At 37.8% G+C, this 19,644-nt stretch carries 16 protein-coding genes; 13 read left to right on the forward strand and 3 right to left on the reverse strand.

What is annotated here, in order from left to right; genetic code table 11:
- The first annotated feature begins 44 nt into the window (after positions 1-44).
- Together secDF and ASO14_RS05065 are read left to right on the forward strand one after the other, a co-directional pair.
- Entirely contained in the window at positions 45-2,330 is a 2,286-nt protein-coding gene (gene secDF / locus ASO14_RS05060; protein ID WP_068452334.1) for a protein translocase subunit SecDF, read from the forward strand.
- Positions 2,331-2,443: 113 nt separating this feature from the next.
- Positions 2,444-4,129 carry a S8 family peptidase gene (locus ASO14_RS05065; RefSeq protein ID WP_068452337.1) on the forward strand — a complete coding sequence of 562 codons (1,686 nt, stop codon included), beginning with the start codon at positions 2,444-2,446 and terminating at the stop codon, positions 4,127-4,129.
- An 87-nt stretch (positions 4,130-4,216) separates the two neighbouring features.
- Here ASO14_RS05065 and ASO14_RS05070 read toward each other — a convergent pair whose 3' ends face one another.
- The 3 genes from ASO14_RS05070 to ASO14_RS05080 are packed head-to-tail and all read right to left on the reverse strand — an operon-like array spanning position 4,217 to position 6,965.
- Positions 4,217-6,019: a pilus assembly PilX N-terminal domain-containing protein gene (locus ASO14_RS05070; RefSeq protein WP_068452340.1), complete on the reverse strand. Its 1,803-nt coding sequence runs from the start codon at positions 6,017-6,019 to the stop codon at positions 4,217-4,219.
- A 3-nt stretch (positions 6,020-6,022) separates the two neighbouring features.
- Entirely contained in the window at positions 6,023-6,505 is a 483-nt protein-coding gene (locus ASO14_RS05075; RefSeq protein ID WP_068452343.1) for a type II secretion system protein, read from the reverse strand.
- A 1-nt stretch (position 6,506) separates the two neighbouring features.
- Positions 6,507-6,965: a type IV pilus modification PilV family protein gene (locus tag ASO14_RS05080; RefSeq protein ID WP_068452346.1), complete on the reverse strand. Its 459-nt coding sequence runs from the start codon at positions 6,963-6,965 to the stop codon at positions 6,507-6,509.
- A gap of 221 nt (positions 6,966-7,186) precedes the next feature.
- Here ASO14_RS05080 and ASO14_RS05085 point away from each other — a divergent pair, with 221 nt between their 5' ends.
- From ASO14_RS05085 to ASO14_RS05135, 11 genes are all read left to right on the forward strand, one after another.
- Positions 7,187-8,515, forward strand: coding sequence for a VanW family protein (locus tag ASO14_RS05085; RefSeq protein ID WP_068452349.1), 1,329 nt, complete (start codon positions 7,187-7,189; stop codon positions 8,513-8,515).
- Between the two features lie 17 nt (positions 8,516-8,532).
- Positions 8,533-10,191 (forward strand): GspE/PulE family protein, encoded by a 1,659-nt coding sequence (locus ASO14_RS05090; RefSeq protein WP_068452354.1) that lies wholly within the window; start codon positions 8,533-8,535, stop codon positions 10,189-10,191.
- A 16-nt stretch (positions 10,192-10,207) separates the two neighbouring features.
- Positions 10,208-11,251 carry a type IV pilus twitching motility protein PilT gene (locus ASO14_RS05095; RefSeq protein ID WP_068452357.1) on the forward strand — a complete coding sequence of 348 codons (1,044 nt, stop codon included), beginning with the start codon at positions 10,208-10,210 and terminating at the stop codon, positions 11,249-11,251.
- Complete coding sequence (locus ASO14_RS05100) at positions 11,248-12,453, forward strand: type II secretion system F family protein (protein WP_068452359.1); 1,206 nt, start codon at positions 11,248-11,250, stop codon at positions 12,451-12,453. The genes ASO14_RS05095 and ASO14_RS05100 overlap by 4 nt, the downstream gene beginning before the upstream one ends.
- 89 nt (positions 12,454-12,542) lie before the next feature.
- Positions 12,543-13,007, forward strand: coding sequence for a prepilin-type N-terminal cleavage/methylation domain-containing protein (locus ASO14_RS05105; RefSeq protein WP_231726982.1), 465 nt, complete (start codon positions 12,543-12,545; stop codon positions 13,005-13,007).
- A 63-nt stretch (positions 13,008-13,070) separates the two neighbouring features.
- Positions 13,071-13,511: a prepilin-type N-terminal cleavage/methylation domain-containing protein gene (locus ASO14_RS05110; protein WP_068452364.1), complete on the forward strand. Its 441-nt coding sequence runs from the start codon at positions 13,071-13,073 to the stop codon at positions 13,509-13,511.
- Positions 13,512-13,596: 85 nt separating this feature from the next.
- Entirely contained in the window at positions 13,597-15,135 is a 1,539-nt protein-coding gene (gene pilM, locus ASO14_RS05115) for a pilus assembly protein PilM (protein ID WP_068452367.1), read from the forward strand.
- Positions 15,132-15,914: a hypothetical protein gene (locus ASO14_RS05120; protein WP_068452370.1), complete on the forward strand. Its 783-nt coding sequence runs from the start codon at positions 15,132-15,134 to the stop codon at positions 15,912-15,914. Before pilM ends, ASO14_RS05120 begins: the two co-directional genes overlap by 4 nt.
- Positions 15,915-15,927: 13 nt before the next feature.
- Positions 15,928-16,671 carry a prepilin peptidase gene (locus ASO14_RS05125; RefSeq protein ID WP_068452374.1) on the forward strand — a complete coding sequence of 248 codons (744 nt, stop codon included), beginning with the start codon at positions 15,928-15,930 and terminating at the stop codon, positions 16,669-16,671.
- 103 nt (positions 16,672-16,774) lie between these two features.
- Positions 16,775-19,111, forward strand: coding sequence for a single-stranded-DNA-specific exonuclease RecJ (gene recJ, locus ASO14_RS05130; protein WP_068452377.1), 2,337 nt, complete (start codon positions 16,775-16,777; stop codon positions 19,109-19,111).
- A gap of 7 nt (positions 19,112-19,118) precedes the next feature.
- Positions 19,119-19,631, forward strand: coding sequence for an adenine phosphoribosyltransferase (locus ASO14_RS05135; RefSeq protein ID WP_068452380.1), 513 nt, complete (start codon positions 19,119-19,121; stop codon positions 19,629-19,631).
- Positions 19,632-19,644: the final 13 nt, after the last annotated feature.

Here is a 19,644-nt window from a genome sequence, read left to right on the forward strand (position 1 = left end):
TTTAAGAACAAGCGATGTGTTAAATGTTCAGGGAGGATTTATACATGAAATTGAGAAGTCGAATTGTTGCTTTCTTCATTGTTGTCATTGCATTATTTGCAACAATGGGAGCGACAACAGAAGGCATCGTAAAGAACATTAATCTAGGTCTTGATTTACAAGGTGGATTTGAAGTTCTTTATCAAGTAGAACCTTTAAAAGGTGCTAAGCCCATTACAGAAAAAGATTTACAAGCCACTGTAACGGCCATTCAAGAACGTGTCAACGTGCTTGGAGTGAGTGAGCCAAGTATTCAAATTGAGAGTGGTAATCGCATTCGTGTGCAGTTAGCTGGTGTTAAAGATCAAGATGCCGCACGAGAGCTATTAGCAACACAAGCGAACCTAACATTCCGCGACGTTAATAATAAGCTATTATTAGATGGTCGCGATTTAAAACAAGGTGGAGCAAGTGATGGCTTCGATTCTCAAACGAATCAACCAATCGTATCATTAAAATTAAAAGATGCGAAAAAATTCAGCGAAATCACAACAGACCTTTCACAACGTGGACCTGGTCAAAACTTAATGGTCATCTGGTTAGATTACCAAAAAGGTGATACGTATGAAAAAGAAGCCAAAAAAGAAGCTGCTGGTCAAAAGCCTAAATTTATCTCAGCTGCGTCTGTACAAAATCCTCTGAACACAACAGATGTTCAAATTTCAGGTAACTTTACTGTACAAGAAACAAAGGATTTAGCAGGTATTTTAAATGCAGGTTCATTACCTGTTCAATTAAAAGAAGTGTACTCAACATCAGTAGGGGCGCAATTTGGCCAAGATGCTTTAAAATCAACAGTACTGGCTAGTATCATTGGTGTTTTAGCTATCTTCTTCTTTATGTTAGTTGTTTACCGTTTACCAGGTGCTGTCGCAATCGTGACATTAAGTGTCTTCACATTCATCACATTATGGATTTTAGACATGATTAATGCTGTATTAACATTACCAGGTATCGCCGCTTTAGTATTAGGGGTAGGTATGGCAGTCGATGCGAATATCCTCATGTACGAGCGTCTAAAAGAAGAAATTCGTGTTGGTAAGTCTGTAAAACAAGCGTTCAAAGCAGGTTCGAAAAACTCATTCTCTGCAATCTTTGATGCGAACATTACAACATTATTAGCAGCAGGCGTATTATTCATCTTCGGTGTAAGTACAGTAAAAGGTTTCGCAACAACATTAATCATTACAATCTTAGTCAGCTTCTTAACAGCTGTTTGGGGTACACGTGTATTACTTGGCTTACTTGTAAACAGTGGTTACTTAGATAATAAGAAAACATGGTTTGGTGTGAAAAAATCAAGTATTCATGGCATTGAAGAAGGCTTTGATACACTCGATTTAAAAACGAAATTCGACCGATTCGACTTCGTTCACACACGTAAGCGTTTCTTCACGATTTCAGCTGTTCTTATTTTAGCTGGTTTAGTCGTTCTAGGAATCTTTAAACTAAACTTAGGGATCGACTTCTCAAGTGGTGCGCGTGTTCAATTACAATCTGAACATAAGTTGACAACACAAGAAGTAGAGAAATTCTTAGATAAAACAGGCTTCCCATCTAAAAATATTGTCATTAGTGGTGACAAATCAGAATATGCAGCTGTTCGTTATGATAAAGACTTCTCAAAAGAAGATGTCCAAAAAATGAACGCAGCCGCAGACAAAGCATTTGGTTATAAAGCTTCTGTAAGTTCTGTATCGCCAGACGTAAGTAAAGAGATTGCACGTAATGCGATGTATGCACTTGCGATTGCAGCAGTCGGAATCATTATCTATGTAGCAATTCGCTTCGAATGGCGCATGGGTATTGGTGCGATTGCCTCACTAATTCATGATGTATTCTTCATGGTAGCGATCTTCAGTCTGTTCCGATTAGAAGTCGATATGACCTTTATCGCAGCAGTTCTAACGATTGTTGGTTACTCAATTAATGATACGATTGTTACGTTTGACCGTATTCGAGAGAACTTACATCGTGCAAAAGTTATTAAAACACCAGATGATTTAGCTAATATTGTCAACAAATCATTACGTCAAACATTAGGTCGTTCGGTTAATACTGTAATGACAGTCATCATTGTTGTGGTATCATTATTAATCTTTGGTGCACCGTCAATTGAAAACTTCTCAATCGCGTTACTAATTGGTTTAGTAACAGGTATGTATTCATCTATTTACATCGCAGCACAGATTTGGTATGTATTAAAAGTACGCCAAATGAAAAAGCATGGCGGTAAAGTGAATGTAGAGAAGAAAAAACGTCAATGGGGTTCAGATGAACCACAAGTATAATATTTAGACTAAAGCACTAGCTTATGAAAATAAGTTAGTGCTTTTTGTGTAGAAAAATATATTCAATTTATCCATCTGATGATATAATTCGGATAGAGAAAGGGGAGATTCAAGTGAAATATACAAAAATTCTAGTCGGCAGTCTCTTTCTAGCATGGCTTGGTTTTCAGCCAATTTCAGCCCATGCCGCAACAGAGGTAGAACACGTATCTGTTTTTTATAAATCAGAAGCAGGGAAGGAACTAATTTTAGATCAAGTGGAAGACGCAAAAAAATTAGATGCGATTGATGCAGTAGTGGGAACATTTTCAAAAGAAGAAATTAAAAAATTAGAAGCTTCTAAACAAATCGAGGTTGTACATACAGGTACACGAAAATTACGCACACAAGATGTTGGACTTCCTGTACCATTCGCAAATTTCACAACGAATTGGAACCAACAATTAATCACTGTTCAAAATGCATGGCAAAAAGGACTGGATGGTCAAGGCGTTAAAGTAGGAATTATCGACTCAGGTATAGCCAATCATGCAGCCCTTCCAAAAGTGCAGCGCAAAACGATTATTTCTGACTCAAGTCAGATTACATACGCATCGAGTGCTACATCACATGGTACATTTGTTGCAGGTATTATCGCAGCACAACCAGGAAAAGCGGGCAATGTAATTGGTGTGGCACCTGGTGTTGAATTATATAGTTATAATATTGACGGAAAAGACGGAGCCGATTTAATCGACTTCATGACAGCAATCAACTATGCAATCCAACAAAAAGTCAATATTTTAAATATTTCGATGGGAATCTCTCAAGCGGATTTATTATTACCGAATGAAAAAGTAAGCGACAATCCATTATATATCGCAGTGAAAAAAGCATTGGATGCAGGTGTAATGGTCGTTGCAGCTTCAGGGAATGACGGGAAAAATCAAATTGATTATCCAGCTGCGATCCCAGGTGTTGTAGCAGTTGGTTCAGTTGAAAAGACGAAAAAGTTGTCTTACTTCTCCAATACGGGGAGTGTATTAGACCTTGTAGCACCGGGAACGGATATTACATCACTTGCATACAGTGGCGGTACATCTACCGGCTCAGGCACATCGTTTTCAACGCCACATGTGACAGGTTTACTCGCATTATTAAAACAAGCGTATCCAAAAGAATCTGCGAAACAACTAGAAAATCGCCTCTATGCAAATGCAATAGATTTAGGCGTAAAAGGACCTGACTCAATATATGGTTACGGACTCGCACAATTTTCGTCTAAAATTTTAACAGCGAGTGTACAACCAGTTGAATCAGCAGCCGCTAAATATGTTCGTGTGAATCAATCCAAAATTAAAACAATCGTTCAAAATATGAATAATAAAAAAACAGTTCATTATGTAACGGAATTTATTCCACTCTATACCGTTACAAATCAATTAACGAAAGCACAAAAAACAAGTGTTGAAGTATACCGTAAAAAAGTCGGCGCAACGATTGTTTCAAGTACTCAAAAATCAAGTCGAATCAAAGCAACGAATTATACAACATTGAAAACTAAAAAAACATCGACATGGATATGGGCAACACCAGTGAAAAAGTCGACAGTTCGTACATCGGCATATGCAGTATATAAAGACGGTGCGAAAGTATCAGGCTTCACCTTCTCGACGAGTGCCTCAGGTAAATATACAACAGTGAAAGCGACGAAAACACTCGCAAAAGGCACGTATTACATGACACTTGATCCGAAAAATGTACGCACAACGAAAAACAAAACAGTGAAACCCGTCATTGTGAAATATGTAGTGAAATAAAAAATCGACTTCGGCATGAGATGCTGAAGTCGGTTTTTTTGATATGAAAAAAGAAGAAACCTCGCTAGGAGATTTCTTCTCAATTATTTAAGGATTATTAACCTCGACTGAACCACTATCAGAGTTTGGTGTTAAAGAGGAGTCGATTTGACCATTTGCCCCCCCACCTGTACCAGAATTATCATTATCTATATTTGGTTTTTGATAAATTACTTTAGTACCACCAGACATAGTTATATTGTTCCCTATAAGAGCCCCCGTAATTTCACCCCCACCACTTACATTAATATTAAATTTTGGAGCATAAAAATAAAGGGGAGTTTTTGTAGAACTTCCTCCACTGATTCTAACATCTTTTTTAGCGATATCATTATCTCCTCGTAATATAATATTCCCAGAGAGCTTTATCCCTCCATTTATATCAATAGGCGCATATAAAAAATCTAAATTAACAGCATTTTCAAAACCACCATTTATTGTAGGTTTATTATTTCCAGTATAGTAAATATTAGTTTCTTTACTATTTATTGTAGTAGTATTATTTAATTTTAGAGAGTCATATGCAAAAATATTTACTTTTTCTGTCATATTCATTGTGGAACTAGAGCCGAATGTAACTTTATTAGAATATATATTTAAATTTTTAGCATTAGATATATGACCACTACCTGATTGAGAAAATTCATCTGCGGAATAAATATTAATGTTATTCGCTGATTTTAAAATTGCAGAACCGGAAAGAGAAAAGTTACCTTTTGTGTAAATATTTATTGAATTGCCAAAGAAATTTATATTACCGCTACCCTTGGAAAATGAATTTGAAAAAATAGAAATATTTCCTTCACCCTCAATATTAATATCTCTATAATCAAAATCTGCTTTTTCAATGTAAAAATTCACATTATTTTTACCAATATTCAAAGAATTTTTATAAAAATCTTGGGTACTAACTTTGTAATTTCCAGAAGGAATAGGATTTTTATTAGGGATACCTTGTTGAATATTATTAGGTAAATTTGGGTTTGTAATGTCATTTAATGAAATAAATTTATTTATTGGAAAGTCAGGGATTTTAGGCATTTTAGAATCATTGAAAGTGACATCCTTATTTTTTATTGCAGTTGAAATTCCTTGATAAGAAGAGTCCCCACAAATATTGTTCTCTTTCCACCAGCTACAAGGTCTGTAAGTAGTGCCGGATGTTGAACCAGTATAAGAAACGCTTCCTGAATTACTTGTAAATGGATATTTAATATCTGACGGCTGAGGACCAGAAAAACCTAAATTGCCTATAATGCTACCATTTGATAAGTCTAAATTATTTATAGCATGAATGGCATATTTAGAAAAACTAAATTCTTCTTCGGCTGGTTTTTCAGTAATTGTTAACTTATAACTATCCACCGACTGAACTGTTCGTTTCTTTTCGTTTGTGGAATCGTTTGATTTGATAATTCCTGTTGATGTAATCGTGAATTTAAGTTCAGTTTCTGAAACGGTCATTACTGTTTTCACATTTGCTTTCGCGTTCTTTCGTTTGAATAGATCTGTACCGTACTCAACTGGTTTTAATAGATCTGAGAGTCGTCCTTCCACAAATGTTCTTAATTTGCTGACAAACTGCTCTTTCGTTAATTTTTGGCCTTTTACTTCCGAAGAATTAACAAAATCATCATAAATCACTTTCGCATCCTTCAATTCCTCTTTCTTCTGATTCAGTCCTGCTTCCGCAATGTAATATGCTGTTTGGTCTTTACTTTCTTCTTCCGATAATTTCTTCGATGAGCTCGTCGTTGTTAAAATACCGAGTCCGAGTACAGTGACAACGGTAATAACGAGTAGGGCAATGACAAGGGCATAGCCATCATTCGATTTTACATATTTTCGCATCGTTTATCCTCCTCTAGAATAAAGTGTCGTTTCCACTCTTTTGCCGTTCGTATTTTCGATATTTAAATAGATTCCTTCCTGTGCACTCGGTGTTTTTGATGTACTCAGGCAGTCTGGTGTTCGTTTTGAAGGTTCTTTCGTACTTTGAACACAGAATGAACGAATCTTCGTTTGATAAGGTGAGCCGTTTTTACTTAATGTATCGCCTGTTTTTGTGTAGGTCGCAATGACTTTTTCTTGATTATTTTCTTTTGTTTTAAATACAACCTGATTATTTTGAATGTCGACAATTTTTGTTTTTCTAAAATCGCGTGTGATTTCTTTCATAATAAAAGAGAGTTCATTCAAATTCGTTGTATCGTCTACTTGTGATTTATATTCTTTGTTGGAGGAGGTGAGCAAGTTGAATAGAATGGAGCCGACAATCGCCAAAATGACAATCACTGCTAATACTTCGACAAGTGTAAAGCCTTTTTCATTTTTCATATTAATCACCTGCTCTCATAATATTCTCCATCTGTGCTTTCGGATTCACTTTTGATTGGCATGGATCTGTCACTTTTTTCTGGTCATATACCGACACCATCACATTGCGTAATGTATCAATTTTTGCGTTTTTAAATACTTCCACAACGACCACTTCATTTTTATATTTTGTGTTATTTGTGTAAATCGTCTTAGATGGGTTTGTACAGCTTTTCATTTGGTATTGTAATGTAGATAAAATGTTTTTCATGCTTGCATTAGAAGCTTGTTTCGTTGTTGCATAAATCGACTCCATCTCTTGTTGTGCAGTGTATGTAGCGTCAATTGTCTTCTTCGACTCGACCGTTGTTTCTCTGCCTTTAAAGAACAGTGTAAAAAAAGAAATCAAAATGATACTAATTAGTACAAAAGCAGCCATTACTTCTACGAGTGAAAATCCTTTTTCATTATTATATGGCATCTTAATTCCCCCAACATGTAGTTTCCTAATATATCCTTATTATTATAGTGTGTAATAAAAATATAGTCAAAAAACACTATTCGTTTTCGTATTTTGTCACAAAAAAATTTAAAAATATGCTAATAGTTATGGAAGTTTCCATTTTTTTGAGTTATATTATAATTATTAAAGCAAATATTAGTTATATTTTCCATATAAAAAGCATTTAAAGGAGATTCAACATGAGTCTATTTAAGAGAATCGTCATATTTACGATTTTAGGTACTATGACGCTATTTTTCATACATACATTATCAGTACAAGCGAGTGGTAGTCAGGCGAAAATTGGTCCAGTCGATGTAAGTGGGATGTCGCAAAAAGAGATGCGAAAAGAAACGCAGAAAATTGTGGATGTGTGGCAAAAGAACGATATTATCATCCAGATTGGTCGAAATGAAGTGACGGTGTCGGGCGAAGATTTTAATTTTGATGTACAGCAATCTGTTAATGATTTATTGAAAAAGATTGATAAACCATGGTATGACTTTTGGTCTCCTACACCAAGTGCGTCTGTTGACCTAGTAGTGAACGAAACAGAAAACTTACGTCAAAAGCTACAGCCGATTTTAGGGGACGAAACGGATTTACAAATGAAAGAGTTGCTGAAACAAGTTGCGCTTTTACCGAATCGACCGTTAAAAATTGAACGAAAAGATTTTTCGTTTGAAGAAGGTATTGAAATCTCATCTGCTTCTATCAATTTGAAGGAAGATGAAGTAGAGTCGATTACGCAAATGACGAAAAATGTGAATGGTGTATTAGTGAAGCCAAATCAGGAATTGTCATTCTTCCAACAAGTTGGCGTGCCAGAGAGTATTCGTTTAGGGAGTATTATGGCATCTGCACTTTATCAAAATGCATTACAATCAGGATTTGAAATTGCGGAACGTCATCAAGCACTTTTACAGCAAAACTATACAAATCCAGGAATGGAAGCTGTTATTAAACCGTCTAAGCAGTATGATTTAAAGTTCATTGTGTCACGTGATTCTTCGATTAAGATGCGTGCAGAAGTAGAAGGAAATACATTGAATGTGAAGTTTTACATAGCAGCAGGAGAGAAAAAGGCAGATGTAAAAGTATACACAGCAGACGAGGAATCGATTCCGAGTGGTGTGATTTATCGTTATAACGAATCGCTAGGAGCAGATGTGACAGAGTCTGTGCAACAAGCGAAAGATGGATTAACAATCTCTGTATATCGCCAAATTCGAACAGAGAAGGGCGAAACAAAACGAACATTAATGAGTAATAATTATTACGCGCCAATCCATGAAGTGATTGAAACGTCGAATGAAGAAGTGATTGTGGAAGAATCAGTGACACAGAATCTGACAGTGGATGGTTCATTTGAAGTAAATGAAGATATAACAGAAGTACCGACAGAGGACGATGTAGTAACACCAACGCCACCGCCGAATGAGCCAACAGCAGATGAATTGAAAAATGCGACTGTGGATTATTCAGAAGATGAAGATTATTACTATTACATTTATTCCGTTGAAAAATAGAAGGGTGGGCGCAATCAGTGAAACAAGGAAGAAAGCGACTAGGTGATTTACTTGTCGAAGCGAATGTATTAACGGAAGATCAATTACAACACGCACTTACAATCAAACAACCGAATGAACGACTGGGTGATGTATTGATTAAGGAGCAGCTCGTAACCGAACAAACGTTAATCGAAGTCCTTGAATTTCAGTTAGGAATACCTCATGTGAACTTGGGGCAGTTCCCTATTGATTCGGAAATCATACAATTAGTACCAAAAGAAATTGCGAAACGTTATTTACTCGTTCCTTTACGAAAAGAGAAAAACAAATTATTTGTGGCAATGGCAGATCCAATGGATTACTTTGCGATTGAAGAATTGCGTATGTTGACAGGGTTCCGTATTGAGCCTTGTATCGCGACAAAACAAGATTTAAATAAAACGATTAGTAAATACTATGAATTACAAGCAACGATGGATGCGGCACTCAGTGATTTAGTTGGTACAACGGAAGAAGACAATTCTGACATTGTGGCAGAAGATTCACCGATTGTTGTACTTGTGAATCAAATCATTAACGATGCAGTTGTACAAGGGGCGAGTGATATTCACTTCGACCCGCAAGATAACGAATTCCGCATTCGCTTTCGTGTAGATGGTATGTTGAAAACAGAACGTTCATTACCGAAAAGTATGCAAAATATGGTCATTGCCCGTTTAAAAATTATGGGGAATTTGAATATTACGGAGAGTCGTTTACCACAAGATGGGCGTATTCAAATTCAAGCGCAAATGCGAGCGATTGATATCCGTCTATCGACATTGCCAACCATTTACGGCGAAAAAGTTGTAATGCGTGTATTGGATACGAAGAATGCACAAATCTCAATTAGTGGTTTGAAATTCTCGGAACAGAATCAACAGAAGTTTGAGCGTATGATACGTAAGCCGAATGGTATCGTTCTTATTACGGGTCCAACAGGTTCTGGTAAATCATCTACGTTATCGGCAACATTGAATGATTTGAATGATGAAGCGCTAAATATTATTACGGTTGAAGATCCGGTGGAGTATCAATTAGAAGGTATTAACCAAATTCAAGTGCGTGAAGAAGTCGGGTTAACATTCGCAGCTGGTTTACGCTCCATCTTACGTCAAGATCCCGATGTCATTATGATTGGTGAGATTCGTGATACAGAGACAGCTCAAATGGCGACACGTGCTTCATTAACAGGTCACTTAGTATTTAGTACGCTGCATACGAATAGTGCAATTGAGTCGATTGATCGTTTAAAAGATATGGGGATTGAGCCTTATTTGATTACGTCTTCACTTGAAGGCATTGTAGCACAGCGTCTTGTACGTCGTGTTTGCCGAGATTGTGGTCGTACACGTAATGTCACTGCAACGGAACAAGCTGTGTTATTAAAATATGGTTTCCATTCTACACAGGTGCATGCAGGAGCAGGATGTCCAGCATGTAACCATACAGGCTATCGTGGTCGAATTGCGCTACATGAAGTATTTGAATTAGATGAAGAAGCGAAACAACTCATTTTAGTAGGTGCCGCTTCAAATGAAATTTTACAAAATGCGATGAAAAAAGGATATGAGCCACTCGTACATGATGGCTTACAAAAAGCATTGAACGGTTTGACAACCATTGAAGAAGTCATTCGCGTCGTCACAGATTAAGTAGGAGGGTGCAAAGATGTCTAAAGACATGATTGAATTATTAACGAAAGCTGATGAGATGAATGCATCCGATTTACATATTACAGTCGGAATTCCACCTACTTTTCGTGTGAATGGAAGACTACAAGCTTATGGAGAAGAAAAGTTATTGCCAGATGATTTAGAGCGTATGGTGAAATCTGTTATTCCTGAATTTCGACTGGCGGAATTCGAAGAGCGTCGTGAACTCGACTTCAACTACTCACTTCAAAACCGCTGTCGTTTTCGTATGAATGCCTATCATCAACGCAATAGTTTGACGCTTGCTGCACGTAAGATTGACTCAACGATTCCGACGATTGAGCAATTAAATATGCCGCAAGTATTATATCGCTTATGCGAAAAGCCACAAGGACTTATTCTTGTAACAGGTCCAACAGGTTCAGGTAAGTCGACAACACTTGCTGCCATGATTGATTTTATTAATAAAAATCAAGCGAAACATATTATTACATTAGAAGATCCAATCGAATATTTACACAGTCATCAAAAATCCATTGTCAATCAACGTGAAGTTGGTTCAGATACGAAAAGTTTCGCCAATGGATTAAGAGCCGCATTACGTCAAGACCCCGATATCATCTTAGTCGGAGAGATGCGTGATTTGGATACGATTTCAACAGCGATTACAGCTGCTGAAACAGGTCACTTAGTTATGGCGACGCTTCATACGAGTAGTGCACCGACAACAATCGACCGAATTATTGATGTCTTTCCGCCACATCAACAAGGACAGATTCGTGTTCAATTAGCCAATGTCTTACAAGGAATTGTATCGCAACGTCTATTCCGTCGTATTGATACGGAAGGGCGTATCGCAGCGACAGAAGTGTTAGTTCAAACCCCTTCTGTTGCGAACTTAATTCGAAATGATAAAGTTCACCAAATTTCGAATATTATGCAGACATCGCGTTCGCTAGGGATGCATACGCTTGATACATCGATTCAACAATTACTGACAGAGCGTAAAATCGACTTCGAAACAGCGCAGACGTTTATGCGTACAGGTGATTTAGGATGACCGTTTATAAATATTCTGGGCGCTCAAAACTTGGTGAACAAAAGAAGGGCTCAGTGGAAGCAGAGAGTAAAACACAGGCAATCGCGAAGATTCGTGATTTAGGTATTAGTCCGCGTGAAGTGAAAGAATCGAGCAGTATTCTTCATCTGGATTTAACCATTGGAAATGCAGTTAAAATGGAGCACTTTGTTATCTTTTGTCGTCAGTTTGCGACCTTGATACGTGCAGGTGTCTCGATTGTCGAGTCGATTCATATCTTGGCAGCACAGACGGAGAGTAAGGCATTAAAAAAAGCACTCTATACAGTAGAAGACGACCTTCGTGCTGGTATTGCCTTTTCAACGTCTGCTGTCAAGTTCCCGAAAGTATTTCCTACATTATTCGTCAACATGATGAAAGCAGGGGAAGCGACAGGGAACATGGACGATACGTTAGATCGCTTAGCAGGCAGTTATGAAAAGACATTCAAATTAAAAAAGAAAATCCAATCAGCCATGATGTATCCGATTATGCTCATTATCTTAATTTTAGGTGTTGGTGCATTCATGTTGTTATGGCTTGTACCACAGTTTACACAGAACTTTGCGAGCTTTGGTGCTGATTTACCACCGATTACTGTATTCGTACTCGGACTGAGTGATGCCCTAAAAGCGTATTGGTGGCTATTTTTAGGAATTCTCATTGCAATCATCGCAGTGTTCAGTTTCCTATTTAAAAATAACAAGCAATTCTATTTTGGTGTGTACTATGTGTTACTGAAAACACCGATTTTCGGACCTGTATTACAAAAAGCCGCGATTGCGCGCATGACGCGTACACTTGCCTCGCTCTTTAGTAGTTCTGTACCGATTTTAAATGCACTGACGATTGTGGAGAAAATTTCAGCCAATCCAATTATTGAAAAAGTATTGCGTGAGGCGAAGAAGTCGCTTGAAAGCGGAAGTTCACTCGCAGAACCATTAGAAAAAAGTTGGGTATTCCCACCCCTTGTAACACAGATGATTCTCATTGGTGAGAAGACAGGTTCACTCGACTATATGTTAGAAAAAGTAGCTGAGTTTTATGAAGATGACGTGGACCGTACGGTTGATGCCCTAAAGTCACTCATTGAACCATTAATGATTGTTTTATTAGCAGGGATTGTCGGCTTCATCGTCGCAGCGATTATGATGCCAATGTTAAGTCTATACGAACAAATCTAAAATAAATGATCACCTTGAAGGGAGGTGAACGTACAATGACAAACGAACGTACTTTCAACAAGGGTAAAAAAGCAAGAGGAGGAATTTCGTTGAGAAATTTATTAAATAAGAAATTAAAAAATGAAAAAGGTTTAACGCTAATCGAGCTACTAGCCGTAATCGTTATTCTAGCAATCATCGCATTAATCGCTATTCCAGCAATCGGCAACATCATCTCGAATTCAAAATCAAAAGCCATCTTATCTGACGCAACAACAATTGTCGCAGGTGCAAAAACAGCAATTGCAGACGGTGCATGTACAGCAAATACATGTACAGCAGATCAATTAAAAGATTATGTTGAAGGATTAAAAGTACCAATGAACGATGGTACTACTACTGGTGATCAAGTTGTAAAATCAGGAGATACTTATACTATTACTTACGCTCCTCTTGCAACATTAAATGAAAAGTATACAAAAATATTAACTAAAGCACAAAGTGGGACAGAATCTACTACAGGAATTAAAACTGCTTCAAATAAAGCAATTGCTAAAGCAATGGGTGGAGAATAAGAATTTATTTCACCTTTAATAGTATGATTGAAAAGTAAAATTTATCGGAAGAAGGTTTATTCATTGAGAAACTTACTAAATAAGAAATTAAAAAATGAAAAAGGTTTAACGTTAATCGAGTTACTAGCTGTTATCGTTATTCTAGCAATCATCGCGTTAATCGCAATCCCAGCAATTGGAAATATCATCTCGAACTCAAAATCAAAAGCTATCTTATCTGATGCAACAACAATTGTCGCAGGTGCTAAGACAGCAATTGCCGATGGTGCATGTACAGCGAGTGGTACAACAGCAACATGTACAGCAGATCAATTAAAAGATTATGTCGAAGGTGTAACTTTAGATACTAGTGATAAAGTAGAAAAATCAGGTGCAACTTATACAATTACGTATGCTAACCTTTCTGGCTTAAATAAAAAATATTCTCAAGAACTATTTAAGCAAGATACACCAAAAACTACAGCAACACAGGCTGATATCGCTAAAGCTATGGGTAACAAATAGTAACCAGCCTTTCGTTTAGAAGCCGTCCTTAGACGGCTTCGTGCCGAAGTGTTGGTTTGATTTAGAAAAGTAGGAGGCAATCATGATGAAATTGGGCTCGAAGAAAAAGGTTGCGTTGACATATAATGATTATAAAATCCAATTATTTCAATATCATGAGCAAGATTTAACGAAAGCAATCTTAATTGAGCAAGACTTACCAAAAGACTTGATTCGAGACGGCGCAATTGTTGATGAAGTCGGTGTATTTGAATTAATTAAACAAATTGTAAAAGAATCTAAATTAAAAGGGCAATCGGTTATTTTTACGGTGCCTGATAATGCATTAACGATGCGTAAAGTCGATTATCCACTTGATTTAAGTGGTGCTGCGATTAAAGAATATTTTGAACTTGAGATTGGGCAGTCGGTACATTTGCCATTTGAAGAACCGGTCATTGACGTGGTCGATTTACCAGAAGAAGGACAGGCACTATTATTTGCGACAAACGGCATCGAGATTCGAAAAATTCAAGGGATTTTATACGATGCAGGATTAAAGCCAATCGCTGCCGATGCACGCGCACTTGCGACATTGCGTATGGTAGAACAAATCTTCCCGGAATTTGTGGATCGTATTACGATGACCGTTGCAGTATCGATTAATGAATTATCGCTATCGATTTATGATAAGGGTGTACTTGAATTCATTCGTTATCATACGATTGAAACGGAATTAGTACAGTGGGAGCCAACAGAAGAAGGCGACCATCTAACATTTACGTATAAGGGAAGTACAAGTGAGTATCAAATGGATTTAATGGAAGCCTTAGCTGAAATGAATCGTATTATGAACTTCTATCGTTTCTCGATTAATAAAGATCAACAGAATGTCGAGCAAGTTATATTACTAGGGGATTGTCCTGAAATTACATACATAAAAAATATGTTAGAGAGTCAGATGGATGTTCCGATTTATACATTGGAAGATAGTCGCGTTAAAGAACAGTTCCCAGCACTACATGCGAGTAATGCGGAAGTAGTTGGCTTAGCATTAAAAGATGAATTATTATCAGCCATTCCAAACATTAACTTACTTCCATCATTCAAAGCTGAAGGTAGTAAGAAAGTGTGGATTTGGGGAGCAGCAGTTGTCGTGACAATTTTGATTGCGAGTATTGCGATTTGGAATGCATCCATCTCGAAAGAAATTAAAGCATTAGAGCAAGAAAAAGCAGCGAATCAAGCGATTGTTGATGATGAAAAAGCAAAAGTAGCAGCTTATGAACAAGAGAAGCAAAATTCATTGGATGCGGCAGTAAAAGTGATTGAACGTCTTGCCTATCCTGTGACGCCGGTCATGGATGCCATTCGAAAAGATTTACAGCCGTATGAATATGAGCTGAACTTTACATTTAGTGCAAATCAAGCGACTGTCGATATTCAATATGAAACATTTACACAGGTCGCAAATTATGTCGATCAGTTACAGACGAATCCGTTATTTACAGATATTAAAGTCACAACAATTGAAGTGAATCCAGTAGCATTACCGAACGCTGCGACGAGTGTACCGCGTCACAAAGCGCAGTTAACGCTTGATCTAAACTTAGCCAAATTAATTGAAGGAGAGAAGGAGTCATGAAAAAACAGTTAAACAGACAGCAACTCATTCTCATCCTTCTTGCAATCTGTCTAGTAGGCGCAGTTGTTTATGGTATTTATGCGTATATATTAGAACCAAAATGGTCGGAGCGAGATGCTTTAAAAGCTGAAAATGTACAGTTAGTAGATGAAGCATCGAATTTACGTATTCAATTGCAGCAAGATCAAAAGAACGCGGAAGCATCAAAAAGAAGCGATGCGGAATTGCGTATGAAAGTACCAAAAAATCGTGATATTAGTCAGTTGATTCGTATGCTAGAGCAGTTTGAAGGACAAACAGCAACAGAAGTGAGTAGTGTCGCATTTAATAACTACGATGCTTCTGCAAAAGATACGCTTCAAGGTGATGCATCAAATGAAGAAAATACGTCTAATCCAAATACGCCGACAAAAACAACCGAAGAAGCTGAAAAACAAGTAGAAGATGAGGCGAAAAAAGAGGAAACAGACGAAACGAAGACAGAAACACCAACATCTGACCTTGCCAATGGAGAAATTCTTGGTAACATGGAGTTAATTACTGTGTCGTTCACTGTATCGGGTGAAGATATAGCAGATGTGCGTCAATTTTTACAAAATATCGAGCGCTATCCGCGTTTAATGAAGATTGACTCGGTTGATTATGAGATTGCGAATCCAGAAGCGGCTGTCGAACAGCAAACAACGGATCCAGCAACCAATTCAGAAGATACACCTGCTGAATACCCTGTACAAGCAAACGTACAGATTACGACATTTTATGCAAAAGATCAGAAATAGTAGGTGATGAAGTTTGGAACTGTATTACACAATCGTATTCGCTTTAATCGGGTTAGTATGTGGTTCGTTTTTTAATGTAGTTGGTATGCGCTGGCCAAAAGGGGAGTCGATTGTTCGACCAGGGTCGCACTGTGAAAGCTGTCAGACACCTCTTACTGCGCGTGATTTAGTACCTGTTTTTAGCTATCTCTTTTTACGTGGGAAGTGTCGTACATGCGGTGCAACATATGGACCTTTTCACGTCATTATTGAAGCATTAACGGGTGTTCTCTTTGCGTATGCTTATGCGCAACTTGGGTTTTCAAAAGAACTGGTTGTAGCACTATTACTGATTTCATTATTAGCGATTATTACCGTATCTGATTTACTCTATACGATTATTCAAGACCGCGTATTATTAATTTTTGGTACTTTAATTGCCATCATGCGCATCATTTCACCATTACAACCGTGGTGGGATGCTATCTTAGGTGCTGTATTTGGTTTTAGTTTATTATTGTTACTATCCATTCTTTCAAAAGGCGGTATGGGTGGTGGCGATATTAAGCTGTATTTTGTGCTGGGATTAGTTTTAGGGCTTAAACTAACATTCTTATCTTTATTCTTTGCAGCACTTATTGGTCTCATCGTCTCCATCATTTTACGACGTGGATTCGGTAAGACGATTCCGTTTGGACCATCGATTGCGGTGGCAACATTAATCGTTTACTTTCATGGTGAGGCCATTTTCAATTGGTATTTACATCTATTTACATAATCGTAGCGCATCGATTCTTCGGAAAAGATGCGCTCTTTTTATATCAAATGGTATCTATTCGTCCATGACTTTCGTTATAATGAGTAGATGAGGAAGTGAGAATATGACAAATAAAAGATGGCGCATTCAACAGCCAGATGAACAATTAGTGACGTTATTTCAACAAGCTTTACAGTTACCGACACTTGCGGCCAAAATTTTAGTGGCACGCGGCTTTCAAACAGTCGAGGAAGCACAAGCTTTTTTACATATGGATGAACAAGTAGTACACGATCCTTTTCTAATGCATGGTATGAAAGAGGCAGTAGAACGTATTCGACAAGCTATTGAGCAACAACAGTCGATTCTCGTATATGCCGATTACGATAGTGATGGTATTACGAGTGCGACGGTGTTAAAGAGCGCTCTAGTCGAGTTAGGGGCAAATGTTACACATGTGATTCCGAACCGTTTTATCGACGGTTATGGGCCTTCAGAGCGATTATTTAGACAGGCGGCAGAAGATGGTATTCAACTCATCATCACAGTCGACAATGGGATTGCGGGGAATGGTCCGATTGCTGTTGCAAAAGAACTAGGGTTAGATGTTATTGTGACAGATCACCATGAACCAGCAGGAACTTTACCAGAAGCAGATGTCATCATTCATCCGCGTATTCCAGAAGGGCAGTATCCATTTGGTGAGTTAGCAGGTGTTGGTGTCGCGTTCAAACTAGCGCATGCCTTACTTGGACGATTCCCAGAGCATTTAGTGGAGTTTGTAGCGATTGGTACAGTAGCCGATTTAGTACCACTGCATGATGAGAATCGCTATTTAGTGAAGCGTGGGTTAGAACATTTACAGCGCACACAGCACGTATCGCTACAAGCATTAGCGAAGGTATCAGATGTTGCACTTGAAGAAATTACAGAGGAAACGCTCGGTTTTTCATTCGGTCCTCGCCTAAATGCGATTGGTCGATTAGGCGATGCCACAGAAGCAGTCGACTTTTTAATGACGCAAGATGCCGACACTGCGATGCAAATGGCGACATTGCTCGATGAGAAAAATAAAGAGCGAAAAGATATTGTGGCAGATATGACGAAACAAGCGATTGATATGGTTGAAAATATCGATGAAATTCGTGACTCACGTGTCCTCATTGTCGCAGAAGAAGGATGGAATCCGGGGGTAGTAGGAATTGTCGCTTCTCGTTTAGTCGAGCGCTATTACAAGCCAACGATTGTGCTTGGTATTGATCTAGAAAAAGGAATTGCGAAAGGTTCAGCACGTAGTATTGAAGGATTTAATATGTATCTAGAACTCGACAAAAATCGCGATATCCTTCCTGCGTTTGGCGGACATCCGATGGCAGCAGGTATGACACTTGCGATGGAAGATGTTGATGAATTACGTGAACGACTTCATGAGCAGGCAATGGTCTGTCTAACAGAAGAAGACTTGATTCCGATTTTAGAAATTGATGTTCCTGTCGATGTGTCAGAAATTGATGTTTCAGCGATTGAGGCAGTTCGCACACTTGCTCCGTATGGTGTTGGATTTACAAAACCAATGTACGGTATTCCGAAAACGTCGATCCAATCCATGCGTAAAATTGGTGCGAATGAAGACCATGTGAAGATGGAGCTTGGCGATGGTAAACATACACTGGATGCAATTGGTTTTCATAAGGGGTATTTAGCAGATGAATTAACAAAAGGAATTGAGCTATCATTTGCGGGCGATTTGCAAATTAATGAGTGGAATAATCATAAAAAAGCGCAGTTATTAATCTCAGATGTACACACAGATGATTGGCAATTATTTGACTTGCGTGGTGGTAATAAAATCTCAAAATGGCTTCAAAAAATGCCGATTGAAGAAACAACATTTATCGCGTTCAAGCGTGAAACAGTCGACTATTTTACAACACTTATTCCAAAAGAAATTGCGCTTTATGACGAGGAAGAAGAATTATCTACGTATACGTCATATATTGTCTTTTTAGATTTACCAAAGCATGAACAACAAGTGAAGCATATTTTACAAACGGTTCAACCGATGCGTGTGTATGCGCATTTTCATGTAGCGAATTCACACCTGTTTGAAGGGATGCCAACACGTGAACAATTCATCTGGTACTATAGTTTTTTGAAAAAACGTCGTGAATTTCATTTACGTCAACATCTAAATGATTTAGCTAAACATAAAGGTTGGAGTCGTGCGATGTTGATTTTCATGACACAGGTGTTTTTTGAGCTGAAATTTGTTACAATAGAGAATGGACTTGCGAAAATTATAGATAATCCAGATAAGCGTGCAATCGAGTCTGCAACAATCTATAAGGAACGCAAGGAACAAGTAGCTTTAGAACAAAAACTCTTGTACGCCCAATATATGGATTTAAGAGATTGGTTAGACTTGTGTAGACAAGAACAATCAGTTTCTGAGGAGGAATAAGGAAACCATGGATTTAAAAAAATACGTAACAGTTGTTGAAAACTGGCCAAAAGAAGGCATTTCATTCAAAGATATTACAACAATTATGGATAATGGCCCAGCTTACAAATATGCGACAGACCAAATTGTTGATTATGCGAAAAAAATGGGTGCTGAACTAATCGTAGGCCCTGAAGCGCGCGGTTTCATTACAGGTTGCCCGGTTGCCTATGCTTTAGAAATTGGCTTTGCTCCTGTTCGTAAACCAGGTAAGTTGCCACGTGAAGTGATTTCACAAGAGTATGACTTGGAATATGGTACAAATACATTAACAATGCATAGTGATGCTGTAAAACCAGGTCAAAAAGTATTAATCGTTGACGATTTACTTGCGACAGGCGGTACAGTAGAAGCTTCAATCAAACTAATTGAACAATTAGGTGGCGAAGTTGTCGGTTGTGCATTCTTAATCGAATTAACAGAATTAAAAGGACGCGAAAAAATCACAGGATATGACATTTTTTCTCTTATGGAATACTAATATTTACGTCTTT

Source organism: Kurthia sp. 11kri321 (assembly GCF_001534765.1).
In the GTDB taxonomy this organism is placed as follows: domain Bacteria; phylum Bacillota; class Bacilli; order Bacillales_A; family Planococcaceae; genus Kurthia; species Kurthia gibsonii.